The following is a 17,734-nucleotide window of genomic DNA, read 5'->3' as shown; positions in this document are numbered from 1 at the left end:
AGTGCTAACGTAATTCTAACATCATTTTATTAACCTGCTACGGGAAAATAGAATATTTAAGATAAAAAGTGCGGGCGGCCCCTTTAAGGGGCCGCCCGCAGGTTCTTAAAATAAGCCTATTTATTTCTCATAACGCTGATAATGATCAGGCAGGTTCAGATGATCAACATTATTTTCTAGTTGATAGGGAATGATTATTGGCAGATTGTTCTTGATAATTCTTGCCTTCTCAACCAAGGCTGCAAATTCTAATCGGTAACCTTGAGGGTCTTCTCCTATCGCGGCGCGTGCGCGTTGCAAGACTTGTTCAAAAGACGCGTTCGCCTTATGCGGAGAATTTCTCAAGAGAAGGCCGAATTCAGCAACAGCCGACGCAAATTGAAAGTTATCCGAAACACCCTTTTCTCCAAGAGCGTCTTTTGTTAATGTTTTTGAAAGAAGCTTGCTGGCATCCTCCTTAGGATTTTTATATCGCAGCTTCACTGTTAATAGATCGTTGCTGGGCCTTGTTACCGTTTCCTGATATTTGAGCGGATCTACCGTTGGAAAATTTTCACCTGAACCGCTCAGAACAATCTCGTAAAGCGCGGTTACGGTGTGTCCTGCCCCTAACTCACCGGCATCTTTTTTGTCATCATTGAAATCCTCTTTATTGAGAAGCCTATTTTCATATCCGATAAGACGGTAGGCTTTCACCTGAGCCGGATTAAATTCAATTTGCAATTTAACATCTTTGGCAATTGTATATAGTGTTGACGTTAGGTCATCAACAAATACCTTCTTGGCCTCGGCGAGTGTGTCCACGTACGCGTAGTTTCCGTTTCCTTTATCGGCGAGCTTTTCCATTTTAGAATCTTTATAATTTCCCGACCCAAAACCAAGAATGGTTAAAAAGATCCCTTTATTGCGTTTTTCTTCAATGATCTTAACAAGCTCGATATCATTGGAAACACCGACGTTAAAATCACCATCTGTTGCCAAAATAACGCGATTATTGGCGTCCTGGACAAAATTTTCTTCGGCAACACGGTAAGCAAGCTGAATTCCTGCCGCGCCCGCGGTGCTCCCGCCGGCACGTAATGAGTAGACCGCATTCAAAATGGTTGATTTTTCAGCACCTGACGTTGAGTTCAAAACGAGGCCGGATGTCCCAGCATACACAACAATGGCTACTCTATCCTGCGGGCGTAAACGTTCAACCAAAAGTGCCATAGCTTGCTGCACGAGTGGCAGTTTATTCGCGTTTGCCATAGACCCAGAAACATCGATCAGGAAGACCAAATTGCTTGGCGGTAAATTGTTTGTCGGAATTTCTTTGCCCTGGAGCCCGATCAAAACGAGATTATGTTGAGTATTCCAAGGACAAGCTGATATTTCTGTATTAACGGAAAACGGATGCTCATCGGTTGGTTGAGGATAGTCGTACTCAAAATAATTGATCATCTCTTCAATGCGGACCGCATCAGCCGGAGGAAGTTGATTATTAGTGATGAAGCGGCGGATGTTGCTGTAGGAAGCTGTATCCACGTCAATGGAAAATGTTGATAAAGGATTGTTCTGCGCTTCCAAAAACCCATTGTCCTGGATATTGTCGTATCCTTCCGTATTTTGTTCGGGATAAGCGGGGTAAGCTGGAACATAGTAATTTGGATGAGGATATAAGCTTTCGGACGAGGAATAGGATTGATAGCCACCCGCGTCTCGTGTTATGTCTGACCGTCCTCCGAAAAAAACGTTCGTTCCATGCTCGGACCGTGCAATACCATTGCTGATAGGATAATTCTTGCTGAGGAGCTCCGGCTCCGTGCTACGGCTGAGCGATTTGTTTTGATTAAACGCTAGCTGGGGCGAATATTGGCCACCTATATTGTCTGTCGCACTTCTCAAGACTCCCTGAGTTCCTTTCATTATCGACACTGTATTAGGTGTAATTTGCGCAAGTTCTAACCGACCCTGTATTCCTCGCTTAGTATAAAGCTGTGCAGAAAAAAGCAAAACCAAAACAATGGTAACTGTGCTGGCGATGCTAGCCCATCTTTTATTATTACGCATGATACTGCCCTCCCTTTCTTTTTTATCGAGAAGATTCTTTTGGATCTTCTGTTCGAGATCGGGAGAGATGTTTTCGTCTGGCCAGCTTTTAAGCGAGTGAGAGATTCGCTTGAGCTGGTTGTATTGCTTCATGCACATAGAGCAGTTCTTAATATGCTCTTCAACGAGTGTTTTTTCTTGACCGGAAACTTCCCCGTCAACATAGGACGAGATAAGTTCTTGTATTTTTTTGTGTTCTATCATGGCAATTCCTCCCTTAGGAAAGACAGGAGTTCTTTTTTTAATTGTTCCCTGGCGCGAAAAATAAGGATTTTGACTTTTTCAAGCGTAATATTCATGACTTGACTGATCTCGTCGTAACTGAGGCTATGGTATTCTCTTAGAATAATGGCTTCTTTTTGTGCAAGATTAAGGTGTCCGATGGCTCTTTTGACCAGCACGGCATTTTCTCTTTCTTGTGCTACCGCATTAGGTAAATTACTCGTATCGGCGATCTGAAGCTCTTCAGTTTCGTCGTCTTGGTTTTGAAACCAGAATGAAACAGTTGTTTTACGTTTTCGGATTATCGAAATAGCAAAATTATGCGCGACAGCATAGGCCCATGTGGAAAATTTGATATCAGGACGCGGAGAATATTTATGAGAAGAAAGGGCGAGGAAAACTTCGCTAACCACATCTTCGGCATCAGCGCGGTTACCTGCGACTCGAAGAGCGTAGTTGAAAAGCGGCTTTTTATACTGCGCAAAAACCTCTTCTATCGCCGCGGCATCTCCGGCTTGCAACTTCATGAGTATTTCCTCGTCCTCTTTTCTCATCTCTCTTTTGTCTCTCCCACTAGATTAAACGAGGAAACATCAAAAAAGTTACAAAGTTTTTTATTAAATCAATTGGCGGAAGATCTGCGAGAAAAAGAGGCGGGAATAAGATCAGTATCCGTATAGGTTCGAAAATCATATCCACCATTATACGCCGCGATGGCATAAAAAGAAGTGTCGATGAATCGCCACCACCAATTCTCAGGCACGCCATCGGCGATCCAATCCACCCATCCGCCGGCAATTCCGTTCGGATCCGGTGTGCGTTGCCATAATCCGCTTCGATAGGTCCATCCGAGCGCAGAAGCAGAATAATTCCTTTGCCTTAAATCAAGCCAACACAACGAAGCCTGAAAAGAAAACCCCGGCGATTTGTGGTTCTGTAAATCGCCGTTATCTTGAACGCAGGCGCCATCGGTATTTTGTAGATTTTGATGTATCCACGTCCCGACGCGTGCTGAGCCAACGCCGACAGCCGGTAAATCAAGCATTTGCGGCGCGTAATTGATCCATTCGTGAAAATTGGGGTCGACCGGCTGGCCTTGGCTATCAATTTTTGCCCGCCAAACGCCATGATCGGGATCGCTAGGGTCATTCACGTAAAGATATTGATTGATTCCGTTAAGAATATTTTGCGCGGCGATTTGGCAGGTTTGTGCGAAATCCAATTCATTTTCTAAAATAGCCCAATGCTGCGCGGCTTTGAGCGCCCAATACGCGTAAGAATTATCCGACGCCCAACGGTGAGAATGGTAGAGCCACTGATCATTTTGCCGATATTTTCCGCCGCCTAAAAGCCCATCATCAATGCCTCCTTTATTGGCAGGATTTTGACAATCCAAAAGATATTGCGCGCCGGCGCGCATGCTGACATAACGTTCGGGCCGAAAACCCAACTTATAAAACGCGATCATAACTTCAGCGGTTTGAGTAGGCGATTTTCCATTCGCAACAGGCGTTGTAAAATCATATTGATCAAACCATGAGCCATCGCTTTGGTCTTGAATAAGCGTTAAATAATCTGCCGCTAATTGCGCGCGCTCAATATAAGAATTGTCGCGTAAAATTTCTGCTGCCATTTTTAGCCCAAGAATTGCCATTCCATTTTCCCTGGGAACAACAAATGTCGGATCTCCGGTGATGTCATTGATAGCGCCGTAGGCTGGTGATGCGGAATTCATATATTGGCAAGCCAAAACATAATTTGCTTCAATCCGGGTCATATCAGTGATCGGAATGCAATAATTGTGCCATGGCAAAAGCGGAACGCAGGCAAAAAATAAAGTTGTTTTAAATCGATCGACAAAATTTCGTATCATTTTTTATTGTTGCCGCGCGGCTTGAAGGCGTTGTTTATTGGCCAGATATCCCCGCTCGCCTAAGAGTTGTTGGGCGAGCATATCTTTATCCTGCCCGTTATCAAAATCATAATCCATGACGGCCGCCAGTTGCAGAACTCTATCAAAAGAATTGTCCAATATTTCCGGACTTTGTCCGGCGATCGTATCGATCACAAAAGCATAATAGGCTGGAGGCTGAGAAATGGTGACGCCGTGTTTTTCATAAAGCTTTATGAATTCCAAGACGATCAAGGCCTTTGCTTCAACATCTATTATCTGATTCCATGATTGGCTGGATGTTTGCAGGGCGGCTATGATGTCGCTTAAGTTAATTTCGCTGATCACTTCCGGGTCGGATGATTCCAAAACCGTGCTTGATTCATATTCCGCCGAGCTAGAGCGGGATTTCAAGGCTTCACGCAAGGCTTTTTCCTGTGTTGCTCGGTCGACGTTCTCGTATTCGTATGGGGACGGACGAGATGCTTCATCGGCGGTTTTATGCCCTTCCGGTTTTTGGCTCCAAACTTCCGGCCAGGAGCCGGGAGCGCCGGGGCTTCCGGGAGGAGATTGGCTGGTTATTTGCGGCCGAATATTGACACGCGGACGCTGTGTTTTCATTTGCTCCTTCATTTTTTGCTGTTGAATGGCCGCGCCGGCATAAACCGGAACTGTTTGGCCCCAAAAAGCGCAACACATAAAAAATAAAATTAATTTTCGCATGATTTTCCTTTACTAAAAAATACCCTCAACAGCTATTGTATGTTCTTCTCTGAATTCAATCAAAGCATTCTTTTAGATTTTACCAAGCTGTTTGCCCTGCAAGTTCTTGCGCCGATCCAATCTTTACTGGAATGAGCTTATTGCGTAGATTCTCATCAGATTTAATTTTTAAGCGCACATAATTATCCGTCCAGCCGGGCCAAGATCCGTTTTTCTTAGCTTCGAAGAGAACGTTTTGAGTTGTTCCGGATAAACTTTTTAGGAAAAGTTGGCGTTTGCGACTACTTAGGGCGCGCAAAGCCTCGCTTCTTTTTTGAATTGTTTTCGCCGGAACCTTATCGGTGAACTGATTGCTTTTGTTCATGGTGCGCTCGGAATAGCTGAAAACATGAAAATAGGAAATGGGCAGATCACGCACAAAACTCAATGTTTCTTCAAAAAGCTCATCTGTTTCACCGGGAAATCCGACGATAATATCGGTCCCGATGCAGATTTCGGAAACAGTTTTGTGCGCCTTAAGAATAAACTGCGAAAATTCTTCCGCAGTGTATTTTCGTTTCATCAATTTTAAGATCTTATTGCTGGCGCTTTGCAACGGAATATGAAGATGCCGGCAGAGCTTGGTTTTTCCCATCCGCTTGATAACTTCAAAAGGAATAGTTGTTGGCTCAATGGAGGAAATTCGAATGCGTTTAAGATCTTCAATTCTCTCAAGTGCGTCTAGCACATCAAGGATCGTTTTATTTTCGAAATCGTATGTTCCGATATTAATTCCGGTTAAAACAATTTCTTTGCGCCCCGCTTTGGCCAGCTCGTTGGCTTCTTTTAAAATATCATCAAAAACACGGCTGCGCGCCCGGCCGCGCGCGAAAGGAATTTCACAAAAACTGCAGAAAAAATCACAACCGTCCTGGATCTTTAGGTTAGCACGTGTGTGATGCGAGCTTAAGGCCGCAATGGGAACTGTAAAACTTTTTCTGGAGATGGTTGGCGTAATAACGACGGGTTGATCGGATGTTTTATGCTCATCAATGATCGCGGCTAATTCCATTTTCCGCTCGTTTCCCACTACCCAGTGCACGCTTGGCATGGTGAGTAAATTTTCTTTTTGCATTTGCGCCTGGCAGCCAACCAAAGCAATGCGCGCTTGAGGATTGGAACGGCTAATTTTGTTAACCAAGCGACGAGTATCGGCATCGCCGTTTTCAGTAACGGTACACGTGTTAACGACGACGATATCCGCGGGATCTTTAAAGTCAACGACCTTATACCCCTTGGCTTCAAAGGTTTTTTCGATGGTTGCCGTTTCCGATTGATTAAGTCGGCAGCCGAATGTATAAAAAGAAATTCGATTCATCATTTAAAATTTATTTTGATCGATCCAATCAAGCGCGGTTTTTAGCCCCAAACAACTCACCTTGATGCGATCATTAAAAAGCGTATTGTCTGTTTTTCCGTTTTGATGAAAGTCACGAATAAGCCGGGCATTTTCTTCTAGAGGCGGATTTTGAAGTTTCTCATCTATTTTTATTTCGTGGCCTAATATTTCGGGAGGATTAATTTCAAATTCCTTGCGAAAATATTCCCCTTCACATTTTTGAACACTGCAAAGTATCTTGACTGGACGATTTAATGGAAAGCTTAATGTCCCTTCCAGCCCATTACGCATCACAATAACCGCCGGAAAACCCGCTCGTTCGGCAATGGTTATCATTTTTTCGGCATAAGGCGGATGAAAAGCAGACGTGATGAGGATCTGCGCCTTGACCGGATTGAGGAATTTTTCTAAAGTGGAAAGAAACGGACGTTTGATGGTTAGACGGCGAATTTCAACCCATCGGTCAATGGCGCTGGATAGATCCGCCTGATGAGCGTACCATCCAAAATCCTGACGCACATCAGTGAATTTTTGATTATCAAGAAGAAACTTTGCTTGAAGTGACTTTGCCAGATCAAGAAGGTTATTGCCGAATTTTGGCCCGCTGTTTCGCCCGACTAAACTAACAACGCGATAATTTAAGCTTTGAATAAAATCAGCCAATAAAGGCGTGATCAGGTAAGAATTATCCACGCCGTCAAAAGGTTCGGCAAGTTGAACGACCGGTTTTCCGGCGGGAATATTTTCGGTGGAAGGTTTCTCTAATGCGTCCTGCATGGCGCCCCAAAGTCCGTGATACTCATCGGGAGTTTCGTAGCGAACGCGCAAAATACTGGCAACAAGCCCGCGCGCACCATCACCGGGCGCATCGGAAAATAGAAATTTTCCAAGTCTATAAGCGGATTCTTTATTGAGTGTTTCGCCTTTAAGGAGCAAGGAACAAATTTCCTGAACAAAGGAAGGCGCGTCTGGGGCTAATTCCGACGCTAAAAGCGCCGGGTCTAAAAGCGTTTCAGCTTTCGCAAACGCAAGAGCTAGATTTTTTTCTTCCGGCGTTAACCCTTTAATGAAAAGTGCTCCAAAAAAAGCGGCTTTAGAAATGGGGTGAACGCGGTTTTCCCTAAGATCATCTAAAAGCTCATTAATGAGTTCTGGCTCCAGCGGACGGCTTCCTTTTTTTCCGACACCAGCAGTTTTAATGGCGCGGATAATGGCCGCTTCTTTTTTTTCGTAAATTGTTTCCATAAGAATTGGGACGTAAAAGACAGGATTGTTTTTGCGCTAACAAGTATAGCGGTTTAGACGGAAAAATCAACCCATTTGCATATTTAGGAAAATACGTTATAATTGGTTCGCTCAAAAACTATTCCTATGAAAATCGGACACATACAACTTGATAAACCGATTGCTCTGGCGCCCATGGAAGACGTTTCAGACACGTCGTTTCGTCTTATCTGTAAGCGCTTAGGGGCTGACTTGCTTTTTACCGAATTTGCCAGCAGCGAAGCAATGGTTCGGGATGTGCGCAAAACTCTTCACAAGATCCAAGTGACCGATGAAGAGCGTCCGATCGCGATCCAGATCTTTGGCGGCCGCCCTGAAGCCATCGAAGAAGCCACGCGAATCGCCGAGCAAGCCTCGCCGGATTTTATCGATATTAATTGCGGATGCTGGGTTAAGAATTTTGCCATGCGCGGCGAAGGAGCTGGGCTTTTAAAAGATCTGCCGCGCTTTGAAGCGGTCGTAAAAGCGGCGGTGCGCGCGACAAAACTTCCCGTTACGGTTAAAACCCGTTTGGGGTGGGATTCAAAAAATATCGTTATTCTAGATGTTGCTAAAATGATTGAGCAGTGCGGCGCCAAAGCCTTAACGGTTCATTGCCGAACCCGCGATCAAGGCCACAGCGGAAATGCCGACTGGTCTTGGTTGGAAAGGATCAAAAAAGTCATTTCAATTCCCTTGATCGGAAACGGCGATATTGTTTGCGCCGATGATGCGAGGCGAATGTTTGAAACCGGATGCGACGGTGTCATGATCGGGCGCGGTGCTATTGCCAATCCTTTTATTTTTAAGCAAATAAAACATTTTGTATCGACCGGAACGCACCTTGCCGAATGCCCTCTTTCCGAAAAAATCGAACTGTGCATTGAGCATTTACGGTTATCCGTTAAGTATAGAGGCCCAGGCGATGGGATCGTTTCTTTTAGAAAGCATTATCCCGGTTATCTTCATGGCTTTCCCCATGTGGCACAATTGCGCGCGGAGTTATGCTCCATCATGAATTTAGATGAGATCATCAGTAGGCTGTGGAAATTTTGCGAGCAAAATTCTGCTCTGACACCAACCGCATAACACTTATATAAATTATGAAAAAATTTGATGTGATCGTTATTGGCTCCGGTGGCGGTGCTAAGATTACCTCTCCGGCCGCGCGCCTTGGGCTTAAAGTTGCCGTTATCGAAAAAGACGCGCTCGGCGGAACTTGCCTTAACCGCGGATGTATTCCTTCCAAAATGCTGATTCACCCTGCCGATGTCGCGGTTTCTATTAAAGAAGCGTCTAAATTTGATATTCATATCGATTCTCGTTTTGAAGTCAACTTTTCCAACTTGATCGAGCGAATTTCAGCAACGGTCGATCACGACGCGCAAAGCATCGAAGCCGGTTACGAAAAAAATCCCAACATCACTTTTTATCGAGGTTGCGCAAAATTTGTTTCGGATAAAGTTATTTCCATTAATGGTGAAGAAATGACAGCGGATAAAATTTTTATCGCGGTTGGCGCGCGTCCGCATATTCCCAATATTCCTGGGATAGAAAGCGTTCCGTTTATGACCAGCACCGAAGCGCTTCGTAACAAAGAACTCCCAAAAAAGATGATCGTTTTAGGCGGCGGATATATCGCTGTTGAGCTCGGCCACGCCTATGGCGCCCTCGGAACGGAAGTTCATTTTTTGGTGCGCAGTAAACTTTTGCGCAAAGAAGACGGGCAAGTTTCGGATGAATTCAATAAAGTTTTCTCCACGATTTATCATGTTCATTTAGGTGCCGTTCCGACAAAGATCACTCATCAAGGAAGCGTCTTTACTGTTTTTTATCGTGACAATTCCGGCGAAAAACAAATTCAGGCTGATGCCCTTTTGGTTGCAACAGGCGTTATTCCAAACACTGATACTCTCGATTTAAGAAACACAAATATAAAAACAAAATCCGGTGGATTTATTGAAACCGACGGATTTCTAAAAACATCGGTTGATGGTGTTTATGCCTTGGGCGATTGCATCGGTAACTATCTTTTTCGCCACAGTGTAAACTGGGAAGGCGAATATTTATTTGAAGAGGTTTTTGGTAAAAGAACCGGGAAACCGCTAGATTACGGCCCCGTTCCTCACGCTGTATTCAGTCATCCGCAAGTTGCCGGCGTGGGAAAAACCGAAGAAGAACTTAAGGCTGAAGGTGTTGACTATGTCGTCGGATTGAATCATTATAAAAATAGCGCGATGGGCATGGCGCTTTTATCCGATCACGGGTTTGTTAAGATCCTCATTGAACGAAAAACAAGAAAAATCCTGGGAGCGCATATCATCGGCCCGGAAGCATCCAACATGATCCATATGGTCATTGCGCTCATATATAAACACGGCACACTTGATGATCTACTGAGTATGATCTATATCCACCCTGCCTTACCGGAAATTGTCCGCAATGCCGCACGCAAAGCCAAAGCGGCGCTTTAGAGAATTCGAATTACCCTTTGACATAAAAAATTCGAAAACCTATAATACACCAACATGAAAAATTCAGAGATCGCCATTTCTATAGACGGTTTGACGAAATTTTACGGAAAACTCCGGGCGCTTAATAAGATTGCCTTTAATGTTAAGCGCGGGGATTTTTTCGCGTTTTTGGGGCCTAACGGTGCCGGAAAGACAACTACCATCAACGTTTTAACCGGGCTATCGAATTACAATGAAGGCGATGTAAAAGTTTTCGGATATGATGTCACTAAAGAATACCGTCAAACCCGCCCGCTTATTGGTTTGTGCGCTCAGGAATTTAATTTTGATCCTTTTTTGACCATTCATCGCTTATTGGTATATCAAGCCGGATATTTTGGTATTCCGGAAAAAGAAGCCGCGCGCCGCGCTGATGAACTTTTGGAACGCTTTCAATTAACGGAAAAACGTAATGTTAAACACCGCGCACTTTCCGGCGGGATGAAAAAACGGCTTTTGATTTGTCGCGCCCTTATTCATGATCCGGAAATCCTTATTCTCGATGAGCCGACCGCTGGTTGCGACTTGGAGTTAAAATTCCGCATTTGGGAATACTTGACACAACTCAACAAAGAAGGAAAAACCATTTTTTTAACGACGCATTATATGGAAGAAGCCGAAAAACTTTGCAAAACCATCGGCATTGTCCACCACGGCGAAATTGTCCGCATTGGCGAAAAGAAATCTGTTCTTCAAGACCGGTCACTGGAAACGGTATTTTTGGAAGTAACGGTCAAAGACGAAACACCTGTTTATAAGAATGGCTCCGGCAATGGCCATTAAACCCAAGGTTGAGAAAATGGTTCAAAACACGGTTGGTGTTATTACGCTAGCGCGTCGGGAAATTTTAAGATTTTTTTCCGTGGCGACGCAAACAATTTTTCCGCCTATCATTTCCTCGACACTTTTTATTTGCATCTTTGGCTTAGCGCTTGGAAAAAAGATCGACCTTGGTGACATGAACATGTCTTACCTGAGCTTCATCATTCCGGGCCTGATGACAATGCACCTGATCACAAGTTCCTACGAAAATACCTGCTCGTCGCTTTTTATCGCGCGCTGGCATAATCATATCCAAGAAATGCTTTTATCGCCTTTATCGTATTTTGAAATGGTTTTAGGGCTTTTGGCGGGAGGTGTGGCGCGCGGATGTGTTGTGGTGCTCGGTGTTTTTATGATCTCGCTTGTATTTGAACCCATTCCGATCATGCACCCGTTTCTGACGATTTATTTTGTTATGGCCATTTCTACGATCTTTTCTTGCTTGGGGATGATGGCGGCTTTATGGGCGGAAGATTTTAATATGCTCAGCATGTGGAATACGTATTTTATTTTACCGAGCGTTTTTTTAGGAGGGGTTTTTCATCCTGTAAGTATTTTACCGAAATTCTTTCAGTATTTTACGGCGTTTAATCCGATGTATTATTTGGTGAACGGAATGCGGTTTAGTATTACGGGGATCTCTGATGCGCCTATTCTTCTTTGCTCTGGATTTGCTTTTGTTGCCGCGACCGCTTCATTTTTCTTCACGGTCCATTTGTTCCGGATCGGATATAAGTTAAGAACCTAAATGTTATTCTGCCGTGCGACCTAACCGTCCGCCAAAACTCACATCAACGGTATCGCCAAATCGCTGCCCCACATCGCCAACGCTATCTGGGTCATATGAGGCGTAAACTCTCAAAGAAGTAAAACCTTCGATGGCATTAAGCCAGTCATAGCCGCGATATCCCATGCCCGGGGTTGCCGTTACCCCGCGCGTTGAATTAACTGCATTTATTCCCGGCCAATCTAAATTCGTCGCGTTACCTTCATTGGTCGTTGTGGTGGTCAAAGCCCCATCTCCATGAGTCCCCAGGAAAACACGTCCCTGAGAGCGCCCGACGGTTACCGCCGGCTCTGCCAAATTTCCAGTGAGCTCCATATTTCCGTAATAGCCGGCACCGCTTGTAATACGCGTAGAGGTACTGGTTGCAAAGATTCCGGCACGCGCTGGGCCTTGGGCATATTGTGCGCCTAAATAATCATCGCCGCGGCTAAATGTTTGATTGCCAACATGGTTTGCTGGCCCAGCTGTTATAAAGACTTCCGTTCCGTTTTCCGGTGTTGTGGAAAAAGTTACAGCTATTGTTCCGGAGGTTGTACCCCAAGCGTATTCACCCGAAACAGCTGTTATGCCAGCACCGCGGGCAGCTTTCTCAAACTCAAGTTCTGTAATCGGGCGAAGCGCCGCCCAGTCCGCATAGGCGCAAATATCCGGCCAAGAAACATAGCTGACCGGCCTATCAGGACGAGAAGTTTTTGCGTTTTTTAGCGGCGAAGCTGAATCCCAGTTCACCGTATTTCTTCTTATGACGGCATCAGAGTTTTTCCCAGCTTGATCAGAACTGGTAATATCACGGATTGTTTTCTGGTCGGTTGTTAGCGTATTAAAAAATGAGACCCATTGGCCTTCGGTCAATTCATATTTCATTAAATAAAACGCCTGGTAGCCTTTGGGAAATTGGGCGGGAATAAGAAAAGTAGTGGCAGTTCCGTTTTCACCCGAAACACCGCTGGACGTGTAATAATAACCGTTCGCTGTTGCATTAGTTACGCTAATGGCATTTTCGCTCTCAACATACCAAGGGTCAGCATCAGAACTGCCCTGGCGAAAAGAAGAATTGTTAGTGCTTCCATCCCCCGCATAAAATGCACCTTCAGGAATATAGACCATTTCTAGCCCAAAGATCTTAAGGGTAGTGTTTCCGGCTTGTGCGGTTGTATCCGAAAGCCCGTCTTGGCCGTAATCCCAAACCACGCGAACGCCTGAGGCGGAAATGCTTCCCGCGGCAAGATCGGTTCTTTGCAAGAAAAATCCTTTTTCATCCGCGGGGACTTTTATTTCAAATCCGGTTGGCGCGTTAAAGCCTGTTGGATTAGTGCCGGAGCCGGACATACTGCCATGGTTCCAGCTGGCTCCACCATCGGTGGAATATTTTAGAAAGATCCACACCGCATCATGATTGGTGGCGTTTCTCCAGCTATTATCTTGCGTGACATTAAAGGTAAAGGTTGTGGTGTTAGCGCTGGTGTCGGTTGAATAGTCGGAAAATCCTGTGATTTGTAAATTATTAGCGAAGGCAGGAGCGATAGCCCAAAAACTAAAGGCTAAAGACCAAAGGCAGAAAAGCGAAGTGATTGAACGAATTCTCATAGGCAATGAATTAAAGCTACAAAAAGTTAGCAATTTGTTGTAAGATAACGTTCGTTATTTCAGTAGGAATTAGACTTACTTTGAGCCTCAAGGAACATATGCAAAAGTTTACCGAACAAATCATAGCAAAAAATAAAGAGATTAACAACTGGCTTTCTTTAAAAGAAAAAGAGCTGGGCGAACTTCCCTTGTACTCATCGGTTGACATTCGTGACGCCGGATTTAAGACCGCCATTGTTGACACAAATCTTTTTCCTGCCGGATTTAATAATCTCTGCGAACACGGAACGTCTGTATCGGTCGCGGCGCTTAAAAGCGCTATTTTAAAACGTGTTCCGCACTGCAAAAATATCCTTATCGTGGCGGAAGAACATACGCGTAACACCTGGTATCTTGAAAATATCCGCACTCTGCAATCGCTCATTGAACAAGCCGGATTCACGGCGCGAACGACCACTTTTCTTTATATTCAACCGGTTTTCTGCGAAGATGCGACTTATATTGAGCTGACAACAGCCACCGGCCAGCCGCTTACCATTTTTTGTTTTCAGAAAATCCTTAAAGATATGAAAGCCGGAAAGATCCATTTTGATCTGATCATCATGAATAATGACCTGACCGAAGGAATTCCCGAACTATTGAAATACGCGGACGCGCCTATTTATCCGCCCATGCAAGCCGGGTGGCATTCTCGCCTTAAGTCCGATCATTTTCGCTATGCCAACGAACTACTCACCGAGCTTGCAAGCGTAATTGACATTGACCCTTGGCTTATTTCCTGCTTAAACACGACCGTCGATAGCGTCAATATTAATTTGGACGACGACCGCCGCAAATTAACTGATGCCACTGAAAATATTTTTGAAAAAATCAGAGAAAAATACAAACAACATAACATCAAAGAAACCCCGTTCATTTTTATTAAAGCGGATTCCGGAACATATGGTATGGGCGTTTTGCCTATTCGTGACCCAGCCGACATTGCGGCTTTAAACCGCCGCAATCGTAACAAACTTTACAAGGGAAAAGGTTCTCAGGTTATCGCCCGCTATCTTTTACAAGAAGGAGTTCCGACAACTTGTAAGATCGATGGGAAAGTAAGCGAGCCCTGCCTTTACCAAGTAGACAATCGTTTTATTGGAGCATTTTATCGCTTACACGGCGAAAAAACGGTTTATGAAAATCTAAACTCTCCCGGAATGGAGTTTAGGCCGCTTTGCCCCGACCATGAGCATTTTAAATCCTGCGGAACAAATTACGATGATAATATCTTTAGCTTATATCAAATCCTCGCGCGAGTGGCCGGTATTGCCGCGCAAAAAGAAATTATTCAACTGGAGGCAAGCATAAAATGAATTTTCTTTTTCTGATGGACCCGCTTGAAACGATCAATGTCAAAAAAGACACAACGTTTATGCTTATGCTCGCGGCGCATAAACGCGGCCATGCGGTTTATTATTTGCCCGATGGAGGAATTTCTTTAAAGAATAATTTGGTTTATTTTCGGGTTTTACGCGTTGTTCCTCAGAGGGGCACTTTCCTGCCGTTTGTGCGTAAAGAGACAGCCGAGCTTTCGCAAAAGCAGGTTGATGCGGTTTTTATCCGTACCGATCCACCGTTTAATGAAAAATACCTGATGAATACCTGGCTTTTAGACCGGCTTCCTAAAAGTATCGCGGTCATTAACCGCTCAGCCGGTGTGCGAGCCGTCAATGAAAAGATCTGGGCAACTCAGTTTGCGAATATTATTCCCCGAACCTATTTAGGACGCAATAAACAAGACATCCTAAATTTCTTTCTGAAAGAAAAGAAAGTTATTGTAAAACCCGTAAACGGATACGGCGGCTCATCAGTTTTTTATATCGAATCTACCGACAAAAATGCCCACGTTATTTTTGAAACAGTGAGCGCGAATTGGACCAAAGATATCATAGTTCAGCAATATATTTCGGACGCGAAATCCGGAGATAAGCGTATTCTGCTTTTAAACGGCGAGCCCTTGGGCGCGGTTTTACGCGTACATGCGTCCGACGACCATCGCAATAATTTCTTTGCCGGCGGAAAACCGCAAGCGGCAACTTTGACCGCGCGCGACCGTCAGATCATTAAAATGCTGAAACCTTTCTTGAAAGAACTGGGCTTGTATTTTGTCGGGATCGATATTATCGGAAAATATCTTATTGAGGTCAACGTGACATCGCCGACATGTCTGCAGGAAATGAATCAGCTTTATGATCAAAATCTGGAAGAAAAAGTTATCGCGTTTGCGGAAAAATTGACAAAGAAATAGAAAAACTGTGAAAAACTTAACACTCTATCATTTCGAAGGATGCCCCTATTGCTCTCGGGTGACAAATTATTTAAAGCAGAATAATATTACTCTTTCCATAAAAGACACCCTTAAAGACCCAAACGCAAAAGATGAGCTTGTGAAGATCGGCGGGAAATCTCAAGTTCCCTGCCTAGTGATCGACGGTAAAGCTCTTTACGAATCTCTCGATATCATTGAATGGTTTAAGAAAAACTGGAAAAATGGTTAAAACAGACGAAATAAAAAAGATCATTGAGCAAGCCGTGCCGCAATCGATCGCGCATGTGAGCGATCCAAATTGCGACGGAGAACATTTTCAGGCCATTGTCGTAAGCCCTGTTTTTGAAGGAATGATGTTGGTCAAACAGCATCAGATGGTCATGAAAGCCTTAAAGGAAGCTTTTGCGCAGTCAGTACACGCGCTGTCTCTTAAAACATTGACGCCAGAGCAGTGGGAAAAGGAAAAGTCAAATCACAATCCAAATAGTTTTCAAGGAGGGTTACATGGAGTCTAGTGAATCTATTCGCGAGCAGATCGCGACTGATATAAAAAATAATAAAGTCATGGTTTATATGAAAGGCACGCCGGACGCTCCGCAATGCGGATTTTCCGCGCAGGTCATTTCGGTTTTGCGCTCTTACAATGTGCCGCTGGAAGCCAAGAATGTTTTAAGTGATCCGGATTTACGTCAAGGGATCAAAGATTATACCGACTGGCCCACCATCCCTCAAATTTTCATTAACGGAGAATTTGTCGGCGGATGTGATATTATTTCGGAATTGCATCAAAACGGCGAGTTGGCAAAGCTTATCGGCAAATCGTAATTTGACTTAAGCTTTTGCTGAGGCGAGTTTCTCGATATCCGCGTAAGGATAAATGCTGGACGAATGCCCGTCATTCCAGATGACGTTAATGGCATAATTTCCAAGTGGAATTATGCTCTGAGGCATGATGTCTTTTTTAATGTGGTCTGCGGTGAGGGTTTTCTTCCCGGAAAATTCATTCACGCAAAGCGCGCACTGGCAATTTAAGCGCAATTCAAAATTCCCCACGCTTAAGCTTTTTCCATCCGGCCAGACAAGCACTGTTTTTTCTTTGTCAAATTCTGCCTTAGGAATAACTTTGTGCGAAAGAAAACTGCGGCCCAGGCTCATGACGACGCGGTCAACCGCGTGGCTTATGGCGGAATTCTTTATTGTTCGGTCAAATTGCCCGGTCAAGTCCGGCATGATGGGAAGCTTCGCTAAGATTTCTAACCCAAAACGGGTATTAATTTCCTCTTCTTCACTTCCGCCAAAAATATAATGTTTTGTTTGGCATTTTGCGCATTCAAAATAAGACATATTTTCAATAATGCCAAGCATCGGGACACTTACCTTTTCAAACATCAAGATCCCGCGTGCCACATCCACAAGAGAAAGTGTTTGCTTGGTGGTGACAATTACCGCTCCCGTCAACCGAGCTGATTGTGTAATAGTCAGCTGAATATCGCCTGTTCCCGGCGGAAAATCAATAAAAAGATAATCAAGCTTTCCCCAATTTGTTTTATGTAAAAGCTGTTGAATATAACTGGAAACAATGGGCCCGCGTAAAACGGCCGGCGAGTCTCCTAAAAGAAATCCAAAAGACATGATCTTAAGCCCATCAACTTCGATGGGAATAATTTCGTCCTTTTCGTTTGTAAGGACATCTTGTTTCTTTAAATTAAACAATGTGGGAATGGACGGCCCGTAAATATCCGCGTCTAAAAGCCCAACTTTAAATCCGCGCTGAGAAAGTTCTTTAGCTAAGCATGCCGCGACCGTTGATTTGCCGACACCACCCTTGCAGGAAGAAACGGCAATAATGGCGTTGACGGAGGAAAGCGTTGTTTTAAAGTTTTGCGTGCTTTGCGTAGTGGTTTTGGGGCTTGAGGTCATCTGAACCAGAATTTTTTTTGCTCCCAAGGATTTGATGGCATCTTGAGCTTTTTGCTGGAATTCGGATTTGACAGGACAAGCGGGCGTGGTTAATTCAATATCGCAAGAAACATCATTTCCGTCGATCTTAATGTTCTTAACAAAACCCAAAGAAACGATATCTTTTTGAAAATCTGGGTCAATAATGCTTTTTAAAGCATTTAAAATATCTTTTTCAGTGATCATA

Annotated in this window: 17 protein-coding genes; 9 read left to right on the top strand and 8 right to left on the bottom strand. The window is 44.3% G+C overall.

What is annotated here, in order from left to right:
* Positions 1-120: 120 nt before the first annotated feature.
* The 6 genes from WC676_05910 to WC676_05885 form a co-directional block, all read right to left on the bottom strand.
* Positions 121-2,295, bottom strand: a complete 2,175-nt coding sequence (locus WC676_05910) for a von Willebrand factor type A domain-containing protein (GenBank protein MFA5060145.1) — start codon at positions 2,293-2,295, stop codon at positions 121-123.
* Positions 2,292-2,840: an RNA polymerase sigma factor gene (locus tag WC676_05905; protein ID MFA5060144.1), complete on the bottom strand. Its 549-nt coding sequence runs from the start codon at positions 2,838-2,840 to the stop codon at positions 2,292-2,294. Before WC676_05905 ends, WC676_05910 begins: the two co-directional genes overlap by 4 nt.
* A 95-nt stretch (positions 2,841-2,935) precedes the next feature.
* Positions 2,936-4,186: a hypothetical protein gene (locus WC676_05900; protein ID MFA5060143.1), complete on the bottom strand. Its 1,251-nt coding sequence runs from the start codon at positions 4,184-4,186 to the stop codon at positions 2,936-2,938.
* 3 nt (positions 4,187-4,189) lie between these two features.
* Complete coding sequence (locus tag WC676_05895) at positions 4,190-4,927, bottom strand: hypothetical protein (protein ID MFA5060142.1); 738 nt, start codon at positions 4,925-4,927, stop codon at positions 4,190-4,192.
* A gap of 79 nt (positions 4,928-5,006) precedes the next feature.
* The gene (gene mtaB / locus WC676_05890) at positions 5,007-6,287 is read right to left on the bottom strand and encodes a tRNA (N(6)-L-threonylcarbamoyladenosine(37)-C(2))-methylthiotransferase MtaB (GenBank protein MFA5060141.1); all 1,281 of its coding nucleotides are present in this window, start codon (positions 6,285-6,287) and stop codon (positions 5,007-5,009) included.
* Complete coding sequence (locus tag WC676_05885; protein MFA5060140.1) at positions 6,288-7,550, bottom strand: anthranilate phosphoribosyltransferase; 1,263 nt, start codon at positions 7,548-7,550, stop codon at positions 6,288-6,290.
* Positions 7,551-7,676: 126 nt separating this feature from the next.
* On the opposite strand from WC676_05885, the gene dusB reads away from it, so the two are divergent.
* From dusB to WC676_05865, 4 genes are read left to right on the top strand one after another with little or no spacing between them, the layout of a single operon-like run.
* Positions 7,677-8,657 carry a tRNA dihydrouridine synthase DusB gene (gene dusB, locus WC676_05880; GenBank protein ID MFA5060139.1) on the top strand — a complete coding sequence of 327 codons (981 nt, stop codon included), beginning with the start codon at positions 7,677-7,679 and terminating at the stop codon, positions 8,655-8,657.
* Between the two features lie 14 nt (positions 8,658-8,671).
* Positions 8,672-10,042, top strand: a complete 1,371-nt coding sequence (locus WC676_05875) for a dihydrolipoyl dehydrogenase (protein MFA5060138.1) — start codon at positions 8,672-8,674, stop codon at positions 10,040-10,042.
* Positions 10,043-10,096: 54 nt separating this feature from the next.
* Positions 10,097-10,864 carry an ABC transporter ATP-binding protein gene (locus WC676_05870; GenBank protein ID MFA5060137.1) on the top strand — a complete coding sequence of 256 codons (768 nt, stop codon included), beginning with the start codon at positions 10,097-10,099 and terminating at the stop codon, positions 10,862-10,864.
* Positions 10,854-11,651 carry an ABC transporter permease gene (locus tag WC676_05865; GenBank protein MFA5060136.1) on the top strand — a complete coding sequence of 266 codons (798 nt, stop codon included), beginning with the start codon at positions 10,854-10,856 and terminating at the stop codon, positions 11,649-11,651. Before WC676_05870 ends, WC676_05865 begins: the two co-directional genes overlap by 11 nt.
* A 3-nt stretch (positions 11,652-11,654) precedes the next feature.
* Here the strand turns inward: WC676_05865 and WC676_05860 are convergent, their stop codons facing one another.
* Entirely contained in the window at positions 11,655-13,277 is a 1,623-nt protein-coding gene (locus WC676_05860; GenBank protein ID MFA5060135.1) for an SUMF1/EgtB/PvdO family nonheme iron enzyme, read from the bottom strand.
* A 98-nt stretch (positions 13,278-13,375) separates the two neighbouring features.
* Between WC676_05860 and gshA the strand changes: the two genes are divergently transcribed.
* The 5 genes from gshA to grxD are packed head-to-tail and all read left to right on the top strand — an operon-like array spanning position 13,376 to position 16,413.
* Complete coding sequence (gene gshA, locus WC676_05855; GenBank protein MFA5060134.1) at positions 13,376-14,632, top strand: glutamate--cysteine ligase; 1,257 nt, start codon at positions 13,376-13,378, stop codon at positions 14,630-14,632.
* Complete coding sequence (gshB, locus tag WC676_05850; protein MFA5060133.1) at positions 14,629-15,567, top strand: glutathione synthase; 939 nt, start codon at positions 14,629-14,631, stop codon at positions 15,565-15,567. The genes gshA and gshB overlap by 4 nt, the downstream gene beginning before the upstream one ends.
* Positions 15,568-15,574: 7 nt before the next feature.
* Complete coding sequence (locus tag WC676_05845; GenBank protein MFA5060132.1) at positions 15,575-15,817, top strand: glutathione S-transferase N-terminal domain-containing protein; 243 nt, start codon at positions 15,575-15,577, stop codon at positions 15,815-15,817.
* Positions 15,810-16,103 carry a BolA/IbaG family iron-sulfur metabolism protein gene (locus WC676_05840; GenBank protein MFA5060131.1) on the top strand — a complete coding sequence of 98 codons (294 nt, stop codon included), beginning with the start codon at positions 15,810-15,812 and terminating at the stop codon, positions 16,101-16,103. The genes WC676_05845 and WC676_05840 overlap by 8 nt, the downstream gene beginning before the upstream one ends.
* Positions 16,093-16,413: a Grx4 family monothiol glutaredoxin gene (gene grxD / locus WC676_05835; protein ID MFA5060130.1), complete on the top strand. Its 321-nt coding sequence runs from the start codon at positions 16,093-16,095 to the stop codon at positions 16,411-16,413. Before WC676_05840 ends, grxD begins: the two co-directional genes overlap by 11 nt.
* Positions 16,414-16,419: 6 nt before the next feature.
* Here grxD and WC676_05830 read toward each other — a convergent pair whose 3' ends face one another.
* Positions 16,420-17,733 (bottom strand): P-loop NTPase, encoded by a 1,314-nt coding sequence (locus tag WC676_05830; protein MFA5060129.1) that lies wholly within the window; start codon positions 17,731-17,733, stop codon positions 16,420-16,422.
* Position 17,734 lies beyond the last annotated feature (1 nt).

It is taken from the genome of Candidatus Omnitrophota bacterium (assembly GCA_041649175.1).
GTDB lineage: Bacteria > Omnitrophota > Gorgyraeia > Zapsychrales > JBAZNR01 > JBAZNR01.
Note: the sequence above shows the minus strand (reverse complement) of the source record. Positions and strands in the feature narration are given on the sequence as shown.